Annotated in this window: 18 protein-coding genes and 1 tRNA gene; 16 read left to right on the top strand and 3 right to left on the bottom strand. The window is 35.8% G+C overall.

Annotated features, from left to right (window positions below):
• Positions 1-212: 212 nt before the first annotated feature.
• The 12 genes from PFY09_RS04405 to PFY09_RS04350 all read left to right on the top strand — a co-directional run bounded on the left by PFY09_RS04405 (position 213) and on the right by PFY09_RS04350 (position 7,473).
• On the top strand, positions 213-644 hold the full coding sequence (locus tag PFY09_RS04405) for a VOC family protein (protein ID WP_076394588.1): 432 nt from the start codon (positions 213-215) through the stop codon (positions 642-644).
• A gap of 75 nt (positions 645-719) precedes the next feature.
• Positions 720-1,133: an SRPBCC family protein gene (locus PFY09_RS04400; RefSeq protein ID WP_271162330.1), complete on the top strand. Its 414-nt coding sequence runs from the start codon at positions 720-722 to the stop codon at positions 1,131-1,133.
• Positions 1,134-1,175: 42 nt separating this feature from the next.
• The gene (locus PFY09_RS04395; protein WP_271161544.1) at positions 1,176-1,412 is read left to right on the top strand and encodes a helix-hairpin-helix domain-containing protein; all 237 of its coding nucleotides are present in this window, start codon (positions 1,176-1,178) and stop codon (positions 1,410-1,412) included.
• Between the two features lie 158 nt (positions 1,413-1,570).
• Complete coding sequence (locus PFY09_RS04390; RefSeq protein WP_271161543.1) at positions 1,571-2,437, top strand: VOC family protein; 867 nt, start codon at positions 1,571-1,573, stop codon at positions 2,435-2,437.
• 108 nt (positions 2,438-2,545) lie between these two features.
• On the top strand, positions 2,546-3,379 hold the full coding sequence (locus tag PFY09_RS04385) for an SDR family oxidoreductase (protein ID WP_271161542.1): 834 nt from the start codon (positions 2,546-2,548) through the stop codon (positions 3,377-3,379).
• Positions 3,380-3,418: 39 nt separating this feature from the next.
• On the top strand, positions 3,419-3,847 hold the full coding sequence (locus PFY09_RS04380) for an SRPBCC family protein (protein WP_271161541.1): 429 nt from the start codon (positions 3,419-3,421) through the stop codon (positions 3,845-3,847).
• Positions 3,848-3,865: 18 nt separating this feature from the next.
• Positions 3,866-4,312: an SRPBCC family protein gene (locus tag PFY09_RS04375; RefSeq protein ID WP_271161540.1), complete on the top strand. Its 447-nt coding sequence runs from the start codon at positions 3,866-3,868 to the stop codon at positions 4,310-4,312.
• A gap of 106 nt (positions 4,313-4,418) precedes the next feature.
• Positions 4,419-4,877 carry a DoxX family protein gene (locus tag PFY09_RS04370; protein ID WP_271161539.1) on the top strand — a complete coding sequence of 153 codons (459 nt, stop codon included), beginning with the start codon at positions 4,419-4,421 and terminating at the stop codon, positions 4,875-4,877.
• Between the two features lie 274 nt (positions 4,878-5,151).
• Entirely contained in the window at positions 5,152-5,706 is a 555-nt protein-coding gene (locus PFY09_RS04365) for an RNA polymerase sigma factor (protein ID WP_228408211.1), read from the top strand.
• A gap of 13 nt (positions 5,707-5,719) precedes the next feature.
• Positions 5,720-6,061 carry a hypothetical protein gene (locus PFY09_RS04360; protein ID WP_271161538.1) on the top strand — a complete coding sequence of 114 codons (342 nt, stop codon included), beginning with the start codon at positions 5,720-5,722 and terminating at the stop codon, positions 6,059-6,061.
• A gap of 87 nt (positions 6,062-6,148) precedes the next feature.
• On the top strand, positions 6,149-6,421 hold the full coding sequence (locus PFY09_RS04355; protein ID WP_214590121.1) for a hypothetical protein: 273 nt from the start codon (positions 6,149-6,151) through the stop codon (positions 6,419-6,421).
• Positions 6,422-6,825: 404 nt separating this feature from the next.
• Positions 6,826-7,473: a J domain-containing protein gene (locus tag PFY09_RS04350; protein WP_271161537.1), complete on the top strand. Its 648-nt coding sequence runs from the start codon at positions 6,826-6,828 to the stop codon at positions 7,471-7,473.
• 288 nt (positions 7,474-7,761) lie between these two features.
• Here PFY09_RS04350 and PFY09_RS04345 read toward each other — a convergent pair.
• The 3 genes from PFY09_RS04345 to PFY09_RS04335 form a co-directional block, all read right to left on the bottom strand.
• Positions 7,762-7,833 (bottom strand) — tRNA-Arg (locus PFY09_RS04345).
• 76 nt (positions 7,834-7,909) lie between these two features.
• Positions 7,910-9,676 carry a TonB-dependent receptor gene (locus PFY09_RS04340; RefSeq protein WP_271161536.1) on the bottom strand — a complete coding sequence of 589 codons (1,767 nt, stop codon included), beginning with the start codon at positions 9,674-9,676 and terminating at the stop codon, positions 7,910-7,912.
• Positions 9,677-9,782: 106 nt separating this feature from the next.
• Positions 9,783-12,746 carry a tetratricopeptide repeat protein gene (locus tag PFY09_RS04335; RefSeq protein WP_271161535.1) on the bottom strand — a complete coding sequence of 988 codons (2,964 nt, stop codon included), beginning with the start codon at positions 12,744-12,746 and terminating at the stop codon, positions 9,783-9,785.
• A 249-nt stretch (positions 12,747-12,995) separates the two neighbouring features.
• Between PFY09_RS04335 and PFY09_RS04330 the strand changes: the two genes are divergently transcribed.
• Genes PFY09_RS04330 through PFY09_RS04315 form a run of 4 tightly spaced genes read left to right on the top strand, consistent with a single transcriptional unit; the run spans position 12,996 to position 16,026 of the window.
• A complete protein-coding gene (locus tag PFY09_RS04330) occupies positions 12,996-14,666 on the top strand; it encodes an APC family permease (RefSeq protein ID WP_271161534.1) in 1,671 nt (556 codons plus the stop codon).
• Positions 14,667-14,670: 4 nt separating this feature from the next.
• Positions 14,671-15,279, top strand: a complete 609-nt coding sequence (locus PFY09_RS04325; RefSeq protein WP_271161533.1) for a hypothetical protein — start codon at positions 14,671-14,673, stop codon at positions 15,277-15,279.
• Between the two features lie 5 nt (positions 15,280-15,284).
• Positions 15,285-15,623: a DUF962 domain-containing protein gene (locus PFY09_RS04320; protein ID WP_076394620.1), complete on the top strand. Its 339-nt coding sequence runs from the start codon at positions 15,285-15,287 to the stop codon at positions 15,621-15,623.
• 55 nt (positions 15,624-15,678) lie between these two features.
• Complete coding sequence (locus tag PFY09_RS04315) at positions 15,679-16,026, top strand: DUF4377 domain-containing protein (RefSeq protein WP_076394622.1); 348 nt, start codon at positions 15,679-15,681, stop codon at positions 16,024-16,026.
• The last annotated feature ends 10 nt before the right edge of the window (positions 16,027-16,036 follow it).

Genomic DNA, 16,036 nt, shown 5'->3' with positions numbered 1-16,036 from the left:
TGCGGATATTTCTTTGTCATTTTTTAAAGAAATTTTTTTTGAATTATCTGATATTAAAAAAATAATAAAATAGATTCTTCCTCGTCAGAATGACAAACGATCTGTTCAATCTTTACTGATTAAAATACTAATCACACAAATTCCAAAAAATAATATTAGTGTTATTCGTGAAAAATATTAGAGTTATTTGTGTTTAAATCTAAAAAAAAATCATGGCTAAATTAAATCCTTACTTAAATTTTGATGGGAAAGCGGAAGAAGCTTTCAATTTTTACAAATCCGTTTTCGGCGGAGAATTCGTTGGTGAAATTTACAGAATGGGCAATGCTCCCGGAACTGAACATTTATCGGAAGAAGAAAAAAACAGAGTAATGCACATTGCACTTCCTGTAGGCGGAGATTTGCTAATGGCTTCAGACATCGTCCCAAGTTTTGGACAACAACTGAATGTAGGAAATAACAATTATGTTTCTGTTTTTCCGGATTCCAGAGAAGAAGCCGACAGACTTTTTAAAGGGCTTTCTGAAGGCGGAAATATAGAAATGCCGATTGAAGACCAATTCTGGGGAGACTATTTCGGAAGCTTTCAGGACAAATATGGTGTTCACTGGATGATCAATTATAATGAAGAATACGTAAAATAGACTTATCTTTAAACTAAATTATATTGAAAGGGCAACTTAGAATCAGTTGCCTTTTATACACTTAAAAATATTATGATGGAACCTATTCACATTGATATTACCATTCTGGCTCCCGTTCAGAAAGTCTGGGATTATTACAACGGACCGGAACATATTACAAAATGGAATTTTGCCCACGAATCCTGGGAATGCCCGAGCTCTGAAAACGACTTAAGGGTTGGCGGACAATTTAAAAACAGAATGGAAGCCAAAGATAAAAGTTTCGGATTCGATTTTGTGGGAACGTATGATGAAGTTATTCCGAATGAAAGAATAAAATATCATATGGAAGACGGAAGAAAAGCAGAGATCATTTTTGATAAGATCGACGAAAATACAACCAGCGTTACCATCACTTTCGATCCGGAAACGCAAAATCCTGTAGAAATGCAAAGAGAAGGGTGGTACGCTATTCTGAACAATTTTCATAAGTACGTAGAAAACAATTAAGAAAGATTATTAATTTTCAGAATCATGATCAATTTAGTAATAATGGCAAAATGTTTAAGTTCCATTTGCGCGGTGAGTCATGTTGTGAGCGGAACTTTTTTACAGGGAATTCTTTCTGCACCTGCGAGAAGAGCTTTGGCGAAAGAAAAAATCGATTCTCTGGAAAAACTTTCAGATTATTCTGAAAAAGAAATTATGCAGCTTCATGGTTTCGGAAAAAATGCGATGCAGAAACTCAAAGCTTATATGAAAGAAAACCATGTTTCCTTTAAAAATTGATATTGGACACAAACTGCACCAATATCAGCATAAATTTTCACTATAAATTTGGTTAAATGCTTCATCGGCAATGCAGATCCTGTCGAAGCATTCGTGATTATTCGTGAAAAATATCTGCAGCTACTCGTGTTTAAGACAAAAAAAATAAATTTAAAATTATGAACAAAAATATTTTCCCGTGTCTTTGGTACGACGGAGACGCGAAAGAATCTGCAGACTTTTACTGCAAAATATTTGACGGAAAAATTACCACAGATACTCCGATGGTGATGAACATCGAACTTTTTGGTCAGAAAATGATGCTTCTGAACGGCGGTCCGCATTTCAGGAAAAATGCTTCGGTTTCTTTTATGGTCATTTGCGAAACGGAAGATGAGGTACAACGATACTGGGATCAGTTATTGGAAGGCGGAATCGCTTTAATGCCTTTGGATTCTTATTCCTGGAGCAAAAAATATGGCTGGCTGAAAGATAAATATGACGTAACCTGGCAAATATTTTTAGGCGAAAAGCAAAGCGACCAAAAGATTATTCCTACTTTGATGTTTATCAATGAAAATAATGGTAAAGCAATAGAAGCGATGGAATTGTACACTAAAGTTTTCCCGAATTCTAAAATCGGAAATATTTTAAGATACGGTGATGGAAGCGAAGGTCATCCTGCTCCCGAACCTGCTGAAAATATTCAGCATGCCCATTTTGAAATTGATGGCTATAGTTTCTTCTGTATGGACAATTCTTACGATCATCAGTTCGATTTCAATGAAGGGATTTCAATGGTTGTAATGACTGATGATCAGGAACAAACCGATCATTACTGGAATGCCTTAACGAGTGACGGAGGAAGGGAAAGTATGTGCGGCTGGCTGAAAGATAAATTTGGTTTCAGTTGGCAGATTGTTCCCAAAAAGTTACTTGAGCTGATGAACGGATCAGATCCATTAAAAGGGCAGAAAGTGTTTCAGGCAATGATGGGAATGCAGAAAATTGTCATTCAGGATCTCGAAGACGCTTATCATTCTTAATTTGACCAAAAGAAGGAAAATAAGGACTGAAATAATTTTAACCTTTCAGAACTTCCTGCTTTTTCTTTTCGGCTTGCTGTTTGATGGTTATTCATAAAAGATTTGCTTATGAAGACACAGAACAAGTCAGGTTCAAAATCTAAAGTCCCTAAAGACGGACTTTATCCCGAAATTATACGTAAAAACTATTTGGGAAGCAAAAAACTTCAAAATAAAAAAGCGTTAATTTCCGGAGGAGACAGTGGAATAGGACAGGCAATTGCGGTTCATTTTGCGAGAGAAGGAGCCGATGTTGCAGTTATTTATAAAGAAAGTGACAAGGATGCGAAAGAAACGCAAAAACTCGTAGAAAAAGAAGAGCGAAAATGTATTTTGCTGAAAGGGGATGTTTCAAAAAAAGCTTTCAGAACAAAATGTCTGGAGAAGATCAAAAAAGACTGGAAAACACTGGATATTCTTGTAAACAATGCGGGAATTCAGTTCCCTAAAAATAATATTGAAAAGATTTCAGACGATCAGATCCGGAAAACCTTTGATACCAATATTGTTTCTATGATTGCTTTCACCAGAGATTTTTTATCATTAATGAAAAAAGGGGGGAGAATTATCTGTACCACATCTGTTACAGCATATCGGGGAAGTGATCATTTAATTGATTATTCAGCTACGAAAGGAGCGATTGCTACTTTCATCCGTTCTCTGGCGGTAAATATTGCTGAAAAAGGAATTTTGGTAAACGGTGTTGCTCCGGGTCCAATCTGGACTCCTCTTGTAAAGGAAACTTTCGACGATCTGTCAACTTTTGGAAAAGACAATCCGTTAAAAAGAGCAGGACAGCCATCGGAAGTTGCTCCCGCTTATGTTTTTCTGGCTTCGGAAGATTCCAGTTTTATAACGGGAGAAATCATTCATATTAATGGCGGAGACTTTGTAGGAGGATAAAATCTTAATTAAAATAACAGCTAGTTTATACAGTTTTTTATGGAAAAATTACATTTTGATATTCAGATCAATGCGGAAGCGGAAAAAGTGTGGAGTGTACTCTGGGACGATTTTTCTTTCAGGCAATGGACTTCTGCATTTACGGAAGGCTCTTTTTATCAGGGAAACTTAAAAGAAAATGAGATCATTAAATTTCTGGATCCCCAAAACCACGGGATGTTCAGTAAAATTGTTGAATTAATTCCCAATCAGGAAATTAAATTTCTCCATCTCGGTGAAATTTACAATGGAGTAGAAGCACCGCAAAACTGGGGTGAAACCACGGAAAGATACATTTTGACTGAAGATGAAAATACAACCCATCTGAAAGTGGAAATTCAGACTTTAGAACAGTTTAAAAGTTTTTTCGAAGAAAAATTTCCGGATGCCCTTTCCAATGTGAAGCATTTATCCGAAAACCAACTCTAAACATTTAATAAAAACAATATGGAAACTTTATCTTACGAAATCATCATCAACGCTCCCAAAGAAAAAGTCTGGAACGTTTTGTGGAATGAAAATACATACAGTGAATGGACAAAATTTTTTAATCCCAACTCTGCTTCTTTTATGAAATCTGACTGGAAAGTAAACGGGAAAACCTATTTTACAAATGCAGAAGGAGCAGGAATGGTTTCTACAATAGACAGTCTGGAAAAGCCGGATCAGATTGTTTTTAAACATTTGGGAATGCGAGATGAAGCAGGTAACGAAGATACAGAAAGCATGGAGGTGAAACAGTGGAGCGGCTGCTTTGAAAAATATTTTTTAATCGATTTTGATGGCAAAACAAAACTTCATGCCGAAGTTCAGACTGAAAAAGATTGGGAAGAGCATATGAATACAGGCTTTACAAAAGGTCTGCAAATTGTAAAAGAACTTGCTGAAAAATAATTATTTTCCACGATTTTGCACTTATTTTAAGCTATATTTATAGTTGATAAAATACATCTAGTCATAGTGCAAATCTTAGTATCTGCGGAAAACAAAAAGAAATCTTATGAAATTACTTACCATTCTTTTTACAACATTCATTTTGGCTTTAGTAGCAACCAAAATTTTTCAGGGCGACTGGAATTTTTTGTTTTCAGGAAATTTGGGAATGGCTGTTTTCATCATATTTACAGGATTTTCTCATTTTAAGTTCCAGAAAGGAATGGCAATGATGATTCCGGATTTTATCCCTGCAAAACTATTTTGGGTTTATTTTACAGGTATTATTGAAGTTGCAGCCGGAATCGGATTGATGATTCCTTCCATTCGTGAACTGACTGCCATTTTATTGATTGTTTTTTACATTTTGGTATTCATTGCCAATATCAATTCATCCCGAAAAAAGATCAATATTTTTAAAGCAGATTTCACAGGTCCCGGAATGACTTATCTGTATAAAGAAAGAATTCCGATGCAGATTATTTTAATTCTCTGGACTTGGTACTTCGGAATTTATCTGAATTAAAACATATCATTTAAAATAGAAACGGAAGGTTTAGCTTTCCGTTTTTTTGTTTAAATATAAATGGGATATAGATCTTTCAAAAATTTCATCATTAAAAATTGAACATAATAAAAGAATTTGTGTTACAAACGAAAAAAATATTGGCGTTATTCGTGTTTTAAAATTCTGATGAATAAAAGAAAATCTTAATTTCTTAAAAATTATTTTAAATTTATTAAAGTAAAACAAAATTTTCAATCGTCATAGCAATATGGAGATTGTCGAAAAAATAACAATGCCACAGAAGGAGAAGGAAAATATCATCTCACAGACCGTTTCAAAGTACGGAGGAAAGCTGATGTCGTACATTCGTCCGAAAGTGAAAAATACGGAGGATGCGGAAGATATTCTGCAGGAAGTGTGGTATCAGTTCAGTAGTCTTACCAATCTTTCTGAGATTGTGAATGTTGGCGGTTGGTTGTACAGAGTAACGGCAAATAAAATCACGGACAAATACCGCAAGAAGAAAACCGAGAATCTTGAAGATTTCGTGTACGAAGATGAAGACGGCGATTTTTCCATCAAAGATATTCTGCTCATGGATGAAAGCGCAGGTCCTGAAATCAAAATGTTTCAGGATGAGATCTGGAAAAAACTTTTCGAAGCTCTGGATGAACTGCCGGAAAAACAAAGACTCGTCTACGTGGAAAACGAACTCAATGACAAAACCCTTCAGGAAATTGCGGATGAGCATGGCGAAAACATTAAAACGATTATCAGCCGTAAAAATTACGCCGTAAAACATTTAAGAAACCGATTGAAAAAATTATACGAAGATTTAAACAGTTAGTAAATAAAAAGATATGAATCATAAACATAAAAAAGGCTGGATTTTCCTGATTCTTTGTCCACCATTGATTTTTTTAGGCGTTACATGGATCGTAATGGCGCTCTGGAACTGCCTTCTTCCTGAAATTTTAGGGGTAAAATCAATCACGTTCTGGCAGGCTATGGGAATTCTGACTTTAAGTAAAATTCTTTTCGGAGGTTTCCATTTCGGAAAAGGGATGAGGGATTTTAAAGAAAAGAAAATGAGAGAAAAAATGATGCATCTTACACCCGAAGAAAGAGAAAAATTCAAAGAAGTCTGGAGAGACCGATGTTCAACAGGGTTTTTCAACAGGCACAACAGAACAAACGAATAAATAAAAATTTAGAAGTAGTAAAGTAAATTGAGAATTTATTCGTCTATATAAAAAACAAGAAGTAGTAAAATTTAAAATTTTGAGAAAATGAAAAATTCAGTATTAAAAGGCGCTTTAGCTGCTTTAGCCGTAGTAGGAGTTGCAGCAGTTGTTAAAAAAGCAGCGCAGAGAAAAAGATTTGTAAAGGGTATTTTTGAGGAATACGGAATCAAAGAAAAATCTCCTTTCGGATTGGCAGATAAAATCAGAGAAATGAACGACGAGCAATATCAGGAGCTGAAAGGAAAGTTTAAAAAAGAATTCGCTTCAAGATGCCGCCACAGAGGTTTCGAAAGAAAAGAAAACGTCGCAGAAGCATAATAAAACGTAACTAAATTGAAATTGTTTAATTCCGGCTCGGGAAGCTTCGCTTCCCGAGCCGGAATTTTTTACAGTCATTGCGATGAGCAAAGAAGCGATCTCAGAAAATAGGGTTTCGGTTCAGGCGGCAAAGCCGCCTGAACCGAAACATTAAAAAGATTTAAACAAACAATCTTGAGATGTTTTCAGCATTAAAAAGCATTAATACCTTCACCCTTTGCTTAGTGAAATGCCTTTGTGAACGAAAAATATTCTCAATAGTTTCTAAAAAAGATCTTTGTAAACTTTGTTTTAAAAGAAAAGAATTGAAAAGCATAACACAAAATTATTCGAGATCTTTGTGAAATTATTCGTGCCATTTGCGTTTAAAAAAGAAAATAAAATCCTTATTTTTGCATAGTTTAATGAAAGATTACTACTATTTTCTCGGGATTTCTCACGATGCTTCGGAAGAAGACATCAAAAAAGCGTATAGAAAATTATCTTTAAAATATCATCCTGATAAAAATGATAACGATGACTTTTTTGCAGACCGGTTCCGTGAAATTCAGGAAGCTTACGAAACATTGAGCGACAAAAGCAGAAGACATTCTTACGATCAGAATTTAGAAAGTCATCAGAAAAGCTTCAGGTACAATATTCCGCCTTCTATTAAAACTTTTACGGCAAACAAAATTCATGCGAAAAAAGGGGAGGAGATCATCATTAATTGGCAGACTCAAAATGCCGATGTGGTGAAAGTTTTACCTTTCGGACTGGAAAAATCTTATGGAGAAAGAGTTTTTAAAATAACGGAATTTAAAGACGGTAAATTCCAGATTTTGCTTCACGCTACGAATTCACTACTGCACAAAACAGCCGTTCAGGGAATTACGATTACCGAAGTTTTCGAAAACAATTCGGAAAAATTTAAAGATAAGGCAGAGGAATTATTTAAGTCACAGCCAAGAACTGTTGCAAATCCTCATGGACAGCCAAAAATCGCGAGAATTATTATCGGGATTGTCTTACTAATTCTGGCGGTTTATTTCCTGTTAAAAAGCTTTAATTAAGCCATTTTCTTTCTTCCCGGGCACTTTTTACATCTTTTTCCCTTTTTAAATTTTTTGCAGCATGATTTCTTGTCGCCGCAATACATTTCTTCGGTATTCATTGAAAAAGCAGGAGCTAATGGAGCTACTTTGAAAGGAACGATCATATTCATGATGCAAATATATTAATTTAGAATAAATCCAGATAATAAATTTTAAAAAAAATTAATGACTTATATCAAAGAAATAAAATCAACTTCAATTATGATCAATAAAAAAGGACAAACATCAAATGTCTGTCCTTAAAAGTGACCGCAGAAGGATTCGAACCCTCACTGTCGGAGCCGAAATCCGAAGTTCTATCCATTAAACTATGCAGCCGTATTGAGTCGCAAAGTTTGAGAGTTTTAGAGTTAAACTAAACGCTAAGACGCTTAAATTCTCAAACTCTCTCACTCTAAAACGTAATCTTCACGCCTCCCAAAATCTGTGCACCCAGAACTTTATAGCCTTGGTACGTCTGATATTTTGAGCTCAGAAGATTGTTTCCAAGCGCGAAAATACTGAAATTTTTGTGAATTTTATACTCTGCAGACAAATTTAAATCTGCATAACCTCCCACTTTATCGTTGGTATTCTCTGTAGACTGATAGAATAGAGGACTTCCAACTCCCTGAATCATAAATGAATTAGTAGTTCTGTCGCTGGCAAAAATCCCTTTAAAACCTAATAATAATTTTTGATCCAACATCGTATATTTTGCTCCGATTGTTGCTGTAACCAAAGGTACATTGTAGATATTTTCGTAGTTTTTAAGATCAAACTTGGTAAATTTCACTTCTCCGTCCAACACTAAATTTGCCAGAGGAAAATACTGTAAACTACCTTTGATATCTCCTACATTTCCGTCATCATACACTGCAGAAAAAGTATTTGCGAAGTTATAGGCAGAACGGTTCAGGGTGAAATTCGTGTCAAAAAGATCATTCGCCTTAAAGAACATAATATCTCTCATTTTTCCGTACCCTGCGGAAACATCATATTTAAAAGTTTCATCAATATCTCCTCTTAAACCTACATAAAAATGATATTTTGTTTCAGTTGGTCTTAAATACTGGTCAGAAACGATGAAAGGATTCTGCTGCAGTAAATCTGAATAGGTATTCAACTTCAAACCTCCGTCAACTCCTCCGTAAAATTTAAACTCCTGTGCGGCAGCAACCTGAAATTCAGCTTCCGGAAACCAATAGGTCTTGTTGTTTTTCATTTGCTCAGCCATCAGATCATTCTGGTTTTTACCATTCAGAAACGCAAACTGCGATCCTAATTTCAGGTAAGAATCCCCTTTTCTGAAAGTAACTTTCGGGCTCAGACTTGTATTAAAAAAGTTGGACGAATTTTTATCTCTGATCGAAAATTCAGTTTTTACCGTTTCCAGACCAACGCCTAAATCTGCATTCAGACTGATGCCTGATTTGCCGATTTCAACCCCATGTTTCGAGAAATTCGCCAAAACGGAAGCCTGATTTTCCTGAGCATCAAAATGGTCTTTTAAAAATGAAGATTTCACCCTTACATCATTCAGAATTTCGTTCGAATAAAAATCATAATAACCGTTTACTTTAAACTGATTGACTCTCTGATCCAGATCAACATCATTGCTCGGAGTCAGGGCATAAATCCCGTAGTAATTATAGCTGTTTAAACCATATTCTGCATTCAGATTGAATTTTCCTTTATCTCCGTAAGAATTCAGAAAAGCTCCTAAAGTGGTTGAACTCTGCTTAGAATCCCAGTCGTATTCCTTTTTTAAACCCTGTGTTGAAAGAAAATGAGCATCCACTCCAACCTCAATTTTATTTTCCAGCGTTTTCGAAATGTTTGCATCGCCTAGAATTTTACCGAAATTTCCCATTCCGAACTGGATATAGTTATTCTGAGCCGAACCTTCAAATTTCGGGGTCACGTCTGCTCCCTGAATGGTTGATGTTTTAAAATCCGAAACCGCAGGAACATCCGTAATGTTGTACTGTACAGGATTCTGAGATTTTTCTTCCGGTGGATAATTTTTAATGGTTTCTATCGAAGTTTTCTTTTTTTCGATCTTTTTTACTTCCGGTTCCCTTTTTTTATTGAGAATCAGTTTTTCTTCTTTGATCTGGGAAAACGCTATCGACGAAACCCCTAAAAATATGATGGATAATAATTGAATTCTTTTATTCATTACTTTTTGTATTAATAATGTGCCAATTTACCAATGTAACAATCTGGCAATGTATAGTTTGATTGGTAAACTGTTACATTGATAAACTGATACATTAAATATATTTTTACTTTTTAATCTGCTTTTTAACTTCCTTCGCTTCCGCTACAATTTCAGGGAAATCTTTATAATTCTCAATGATCTGATCACAGGTATAACTTGCCTGATAATTGTCTTTCAGACCAACATAGTTTTTCGCCATCAGAACAAGTGCTTTTGCTCCCCAATATTCTTCGGAAGCATAATTATTGGCTAATTTAAAGATCGTTTCATTAGAGGATTTAAACGCTTTTCCTTTGTTTTGATAATAAGCTTTCGCGTAGAGAGATTCTGCGGCAACTGAGGTGTTTGATGATTTTTCAAGAGAAGCGTAAGCCGACTGTGCGTCTTTGTCTTTTCCTGAATTCATCAGACTTCTTGCCTTAATTACTTTTGCCGTCTCAATAACCGCCACAGAGTTTTTATTGTTGGAAATCACCGCATCGGCTAATTTTTCAGCCTGAGAGAAGTTCTTTTCATCGGCATAAACTTTCATCAGTTCAACATTGGCGTAATTTTTAATGTTGACGTCTGATGAGTTTTTAATATTTTCAAGATATTTTTTAGCTTCAGCCGTATTTCCTTGATTGACAAAGATTTGCGCTAAACGGGTTTGCGCATCATCCTGATAATCGTTCTGAACATTGGCAACTTCCTGTAAAACCAACAGTGCTTTTGTAGTGTCTTTGGTCTGATAATAACTTTCACCAAGCTCATATTTTGCCTGATAAAGCCCTTCTCCGGTAGGATTCTGCGTTAAATATTTCTCGTAATATGAAATCGCGTTTTTATAATCTTTCTTCGTGAAATACTGTTTTGCAGTCGATAAGTTAATTTCATCAATTTCTGAAGCATCAATATTAACGCCTAAATTTCTTGCGAAAGTTTCGTAGCCGGAAACATCCCCGTTTTTCGTGAAGATCGGTTTTGCCGCTTGTACAATTTTTTCTGCATACGCCGTATTTTTGTACTGTTCGCCAAGCGATCTCAGTTCGGATAAAGCTTTATCGCTTTGATTCTGATCAATGTAATTCTGGGCTCTGTAAATCGATGCATTGGCAACCAAATCTTTATCAGACGAAGTTTTAATCACTTTATTAAAGTAATCATTCGAGTTACTGAAATCGTCCTGCGCTGCATAAGCTGTACCTATTTCGTATTGTGCATCATCATAATAATCAGAACCCAGATATTTGGATAAAAGGTTTTTCAGGTTGGTAATTTTCGCCTGTGTATCACCTTTAAATCCTAAAGCCATTGCTTTCTGGTACAGCGTATAATCTGTGGCGTCTTCATTTTTATCATAAATGGCAATCGCTTCGTTCAGGTTATTATTCGCGTAGTTAATATCTGCCAAACGAAGTTCTGCGTCATTTTTAAACTCAGGTTTCGGATTCGTTAAATACTGTTTGAAATACGTTTCCGCCTGATCGAATTTTTTAGATTTGAAATAAACATAGCCTAAATCATAAGGAAGCTGCTGTTTTTCAGGGAAATTTTTGCCTAATAATTTTTCATAACGGGCGATTGCGGAAGGATAATTTCCTTTCTGATAATACACCTGTCCTAACCAATATAAAGCTCTGTTGTTGAATTCTTTATTGATGTTAAATCCTAAACTTCTTAAGAAATAATTTTCCGCTTCATCATAATTTCCTTTGTTGAATTCTTCCGTTCCCAAAAGATAAGAAACTTCCTGATCGATTTTATTGATTTCCGGCGTTGAGCTCTGTAAACGGTCAATCGCGTTCAGCGTTTCCTTATAATTTCCGGAATATAAATAGGATTTCACCAAAAGCGATCTCATTTCCGAAGCATTCGCACCGTTTTGGTTTTCATTAATATAATTCTGGATTACCGTCGAAGCACTTTCAAACGGATTTCCGATGTCGTAGCTTAATTTAGCGTACTGTTCATGCGCAAGCTTTTTCACATTCTTATCATAATTCATCTGATACGCAGAACGGAAAGCAGAAAGTGCTTCCTGTTTTTTACCAACCGCCAGATAAGCATTTCCAAGCTGATAATAAGCATTCTGAGCCAATGCAGAATTGCTGTTCAGTAATTGATTGTAATAAGAAACTGCTTCGTCATATTTTTTAAGCTGAGCCGCTACAAATCCCATCTCGTAAAGATCATTTTCAGACGGATTTTGCTGAACGCTCAGATAATCTTTCAAATGCGGGTACGCCGAAGTGTAATCGTCTTTCATGAAATAACTTTCACCGATGATCTTATGAACTTCCGCTTTATAGGAATCTGAAATGTCTTCATTCAGTAAAGCAGTTCCTTCAGAAATCGCTTTATCGTAATCTTTGTCATTGTAGTACATCTGAACATAGTAAGGACGCATCAGTCTAGAATATTTCGGCTCTTCTTTAATATAATCAAAATAACGGAACGCCTTGTCATTCTGTCTGTTGGAATAATATAAATGTCCCAACATATAAGCAATATCACCTTTTTGGGACTGGTCTGCTGTTTTATAAGCTTCTTCCAGTGCATCTGTTGCGCCTTTGGAATCGCCCATCATGAATTTAGCATATCCTAATTTCAGAATGTATTGTGTATTTTCTTCTTTGGAAAGCTGATACTGGTTTACTTTTTTCAGCGTTTCCAGAGCTTTGGCGAAGTCTTTTTTAGCCAAATAATAATCAGCCAACGGTAAATTGGCCTGTGCAAAATATGCAGAGTTCGGATATTCTTTCATAAAAGCGGTTAATCCTTCTTCCGCATGATTTTTCTGAAGAATGACGCCGATCACGTTATCAAAAAACTGCGCAGCTTCTTTTCTCGAACGCGACAAATGCTGATTGTAGAAGTATTGTCTGGCGTATTCGTATTGTGAAGCGTTGTATATTTTGGTCTGATAAAGATTTTCAGCGAGATTGAATCTGTAGTTTTCTTTTTGGGTAAAGTACTGAGACTGTTGCGCATCGGAGATCCCGAAATACATTACAGCAGCCGCTAAAAGTATTTTTTTCGATTTCATTAATTTTAAATTTTAACATGAAGAAGCCTGAAGATCAGGTTCAGATATTTAAAATTACGGGAATTTTTATCCACAATTTATCAACGAAAATATTGAAAAGATATTGTATAAACAAGCGTTTTAACACATTGTTAGTAACTGAATATTTTTTTAAGACTTCTTAACTTTTTAATAAGAAACCTTAAGAAAATAAAAATTATTTCAGAGAAATAATTACATTTGCTTTTTTCGAATCAAATATAAAATTGAATGAATCAACTTTTTAGAAGAAAAATCTATTCAGAGACAGACACATCTACGAGTTTATTGAGGGTTTTGGGTGTTTGGGACATCGTATTTTTTGGTATTGCCGCCATTATCGGAGCCGGAAGTTTCAGCAGTCTCGGCGAAGCCGTCTTCAGAGGAGGCCCCGGTGTGATCTTATTATATTTGATTTGTGGTTTTGCGTGCGGTTTTACAGCACTTTGCTACGCAGAATTTGCGAGCAGGATCCCGACTGCGGGTTCCGCGTATACTTATGCCTACGCAAGTTTCGGGGAATTAATTGCCTGGATCATCGGCTGGGCGCTGATTATGGAATATTCTTTCGGGAATATCTACGTTGCCTTTTCGTGGTCGGATTATTTTACAAGTTTCCTGCACCGTTTAGGAATGCATATTCCCGACTATCTTACGTGCAGTTATACCGAAGCTAAGAAAGCTTTTATGAGCGGTTCCGAAAACAAAGAACTGATTAATGCATGGACGAATGCTCCGTTAATCGGAAGTTTAAAATTCATCGTTGATATTCCGGCTTTGGTCATCAACGGATTGATTACATGGCTGTGTTATGTAGGAGTTAAGGAAAGTAAAAACTTTAATAACGCTTTGGTAATCCTGAAATTAGCAGTGATTGTTTTAGTGATTTTAGTAGGATTTGCTTACATCAACACTGATAACTGGACGCCTATAAATCCGGAAACTCAGGTTACTTCTTTCATGCCGAATGGTTTTGCGGGGGTAATGAGTGCGGTTTCGGGGGTTTTCTTCGCTTATATCGGGTTTGATGCCTTAAGTGTGCTTTCGGAAGAAACAAAAGATCCTCAGAAAACACTTCCGAAGGGAATGATCATTTCTCTGGTATTGTGTACATTTATTTATATTGCTTTAACGCTGGTTCTTACCGGAATGGTGGATTACAGAAAATTTGACGGTGTTGGAGATCCGCTTTCCTTTATTTTTGAAAAAGGAAACGCCAATGTTGCATGGATGGAACTTGTTGTGTCGTTTGTAGCGATTGTAGCCATTACAACCGTTCTTTTGGTGTTCCAAATGGGACAGCCGAGAATCTGGTACGCCATGAGCCGTGACGGACTGATGCCTCAAAAATTTCAGACGGTACATCCGAAATATAAAACCCCTTCGTTTGCAACCTTGGTTACAGGAATTGTTGTCGGAATTCCGATTTTATTTACCGATAAATCTTTCATCCTCGATTTTACAAGTATCGGAACCATTTTTGCGTTTGTTTTGGTTTGTGCAGGAGTTTTAATGCTTCCGGCAAAAGAAAAGATCAAAGGAAGATTTCATTTGCCTTACATCAACGGGAAGCTTATCTTTTCTCTTATTTTTATTGGTGGATTAGTGGTTTTCTATTTCTGGCAGCCTGATTTTTTCCATAATTTAATGGACTGGAAAGATCCTAAAGAAGGTGAATTCAGAGCTTCTATTTTCTTCTTTATTCTGGTTAATTTACTGCTTTGTGTATTGACGTTTGTTAAAAATCTATCTCTGATCCCGTTAATCGGTTTAAGCTCTTGTTTATATCTTCTTACCGGAATGAGCCATGACAACTGGTTCTGGTTTGGACTGTGGTTTGCTATAGGTTTGGTAATTTATTTCTGCTACGGATACCGAAACAGTAAATTGGGTAAAGCTTAATTGTATGATGAAATACCTGCTTGTTTTTTCGCTTCTGTTATTAGCGGGATGTAAAAAGACATCTGAGCAGGAAAGCAATTCGGCTAATAAGCGTGCAGAAATAAAACAGAGTTATAAAGAATATTTAACAGCAATTCATCAAAAAACAAAAGCAGAGAAAAAGCAGTATTTTTTTAAATTTATCAATAATGATGTTCCTCAATACTGGGCAAAAACGCCATGGTCTTTTGCAGGAACCTCCAGAGAACCGCAAAAAGGCAGTATTGCCTGCGGATATTTTGTAACGAATACTTTATCGGATTACGGTTTTGATATCAACAGAACGTATCTTGCACAGCAGGCTTCTTCTGTAATGATTAAAAAACTTTGTACAGAGGTAAAATATTTCAGCAAAAGACAGGATCTGGAGCATTATATTTTAGGAAAAAATAAGAATCAGGTATATATTGTAGGACTGGATTTTCACACGGGTTACATTACCCGCGAAAACAAAGACACTTATTTTATTCATTCCAATTACATTAAGAATGAAGGTGTAATAAAGGAACTGACTAAAAATTCACGGGCATTGAATGCTTCTAAGACGTTTATGATTGGAACTTTAAATTACTAATAATTATGTCTGAAAGAATTAAAACCTTCAAAGAATTTTACCGGTTTTATCTTACGGAACACAGTAAAACAGGGACAAGAGTCTTTCATTTTCTGGGAACCCTGCTTGTCTTTTTCGTCATTGGATATGTTATCAGCTCCGGAAAAGAACGGTTTCTCTGGTATGTCCCGATCTTTGGGTACGGATTCGCGTGGTTCAGCCATGCTGTAATTGAAAAAAATAAACCTGCAACCTTTAAATATCCGCTTTGGTCGCTGATCTCAGATTTCAGACTTTTTTTTGAACTGTTGATCGGGAGACAGAAATTTTGGGGAGTTTCAGATAAAAAACCTGCTGAAAAGTAAATTGTAAGATCATTTCACGGCACAGTAATTGCAACCCTGTCCTAAAATTTTATTTATGAAAAATTTCACAACATTTTTAAAAGTAACGTTTTCGGCAATTTTTGTTATGATTCTTACGCAGTGTACAACTTCTTCCAACGTTGCTGCTGCGAACGAAAAAACATTTATTGTAGGTCCTGAAACCGCAGACTGCACCGGAGTTGCACCCATGAAATGTCTTCAGGTAAAAGAAAATGCTTCAGATTCGTGGACGAATTTTTATACCAATATCGAAGGCTTCACTTATGAACCGGGTTATGAATATGTTTTAAAAGTAAAAACAGAAAAAATAGAAAATCCTCCGGCAGACGGATCTTCCATAAGATACACTTTGGTAAAGCAAATATCTAAAACTAAAAAATAAACAATAAAAC

Origin of the sequence: Chryseobacterium gambrini (assembly GCF_027920505.1) — a bacterium.
GTDB classification, from domain to species: Bacteria; Bacteroidota; Bacteroidia; order Flavobacteriales; family Weeksellaceae; genus Chryseobacterium; species Chryseobacterium gambrini.
Note: the sequence above shows the minus strand (reverse complement) of the source record. Positions and strands in the feature narration are given on the sequence as shown.

Coding starts and splice junctions, on each gene's coding strand:
- PFY09_RS04375 (WP_271161540.1), top strand. CDS start 3,866: ATGGAAACTTTATCTTACGAAATCATCATCAACGCTCCCAAAGAAAAA.
- PFY09_RS04335 (WP_271161535.1), bottom strand. CDS start 12,746: ATGAAATCGAAAAAAATACTTTTAGCGGCTGCTGTAATGTATTTCGGG.
- PFY09_RS04390 (WP_271161543.1), top strand. CDS start 1,571: ATGAACAAAAATATTTTCCCGTGTCTTTGGTACGACGGAGACGCGAAA.
- PFY09_RS04325 (WP_271161533.1), top strand. CDS start 14,671: ATGATGAAATACCTGCTTGTTTTTTCGCTTCTGTTATTAGCGGGATGT.
- PFY09_RS04400 (WP_271162330.1), top strand. CDS start 720: ATGGAACCTATTCACATTGATATTACCATTCTGGCTCCCGTTCAGAAA.
- PFY09_RS04370 (WP_271161539.1), top strand. CDS start 4,419: ATGAAATTACTTACCATTCTTTTTACAACATTCATTTTGGCTTTAGTA.
- PFY09_RS04405 (WP_076394588.1), top strand. CDS start 213: ATGGCTAAATTAAATCCTTACTTAAATTTTGATGGGAAAGCGGAAGAA.
- PFY09_RS04385 (WP_271161542.1), top strand. CDS start 2,546: ATGAAGACACAGAACAAGTCAGGTTCAAAATCTAAAGTCCCTAAAGAC.
- PFY09_RS04360 (WP_271161538.1), top strand. CDS start 5,720: ATGAATCATAAACATAAAAAAGGCTGGATTTTCCTGATTCTTTGTCCA.
- PFY09_RS04320 (WP_076394620.1), top strand. CDS start 15,285: ATGTCTGAAAGAATTAAAACCTTCAAAGAATTTTACCGGTTTTATCTT.
- PFY09_RS04355 (WP_214590121.1), top strand. CDS start 6,149: ATGAAAAATTCAGTATTAAAAGGCGCTTTAGCTGCTTTAGCCGTAGTA.
- PFY09_RS04395 (WP_271161544.1), top strand. CDS start 1,176: ATGGCAAAATGTTTAAGTTCCATTTGCGCGGTGAGTCATGTTGTGAGC.
- PFY09_RS04380 (WP_271161541.1), top strand. CDS start 3,419: ATGGAAAAATTACATTTTGATATTCAGATCAATGCGGAAGCGGAAAAA.
- PFY09_RS04340 (WP_271161536.1), bottom strand. CDS start 9,676: ATGAATAAAAGAATTCAATTATTATCCATCATATTTTTAGGGGTTTCG.
- PFY09_RS04350 (WP_271161537.1), top strand. CDS start 6,826: ATGAAAGATTACTACTATTTTCTCGGGATTTCTCACGATGCTTCGGAA.
- PFY09_RS04330 (WP_271161534.1), top strand. CDS start 12,996: ATGAATCAACTTTTTAGAAGAAAAATCTATTCAGAGACAGACACATCT.
- PFY09_RS04365 (WP_228408211.1), top strand. CDS start 5,152: ATGCCACAGAAGGAGAAGGAAAATATCATCTCACAGACCGTTTCAAAG.
- PFY09_RS04315 (WP_076394622.1), top strand. CDS start 15,679: ATGAAAAATTTCACAACATTTTTAAAAGTAACGTTTTCGGCAATTTTT.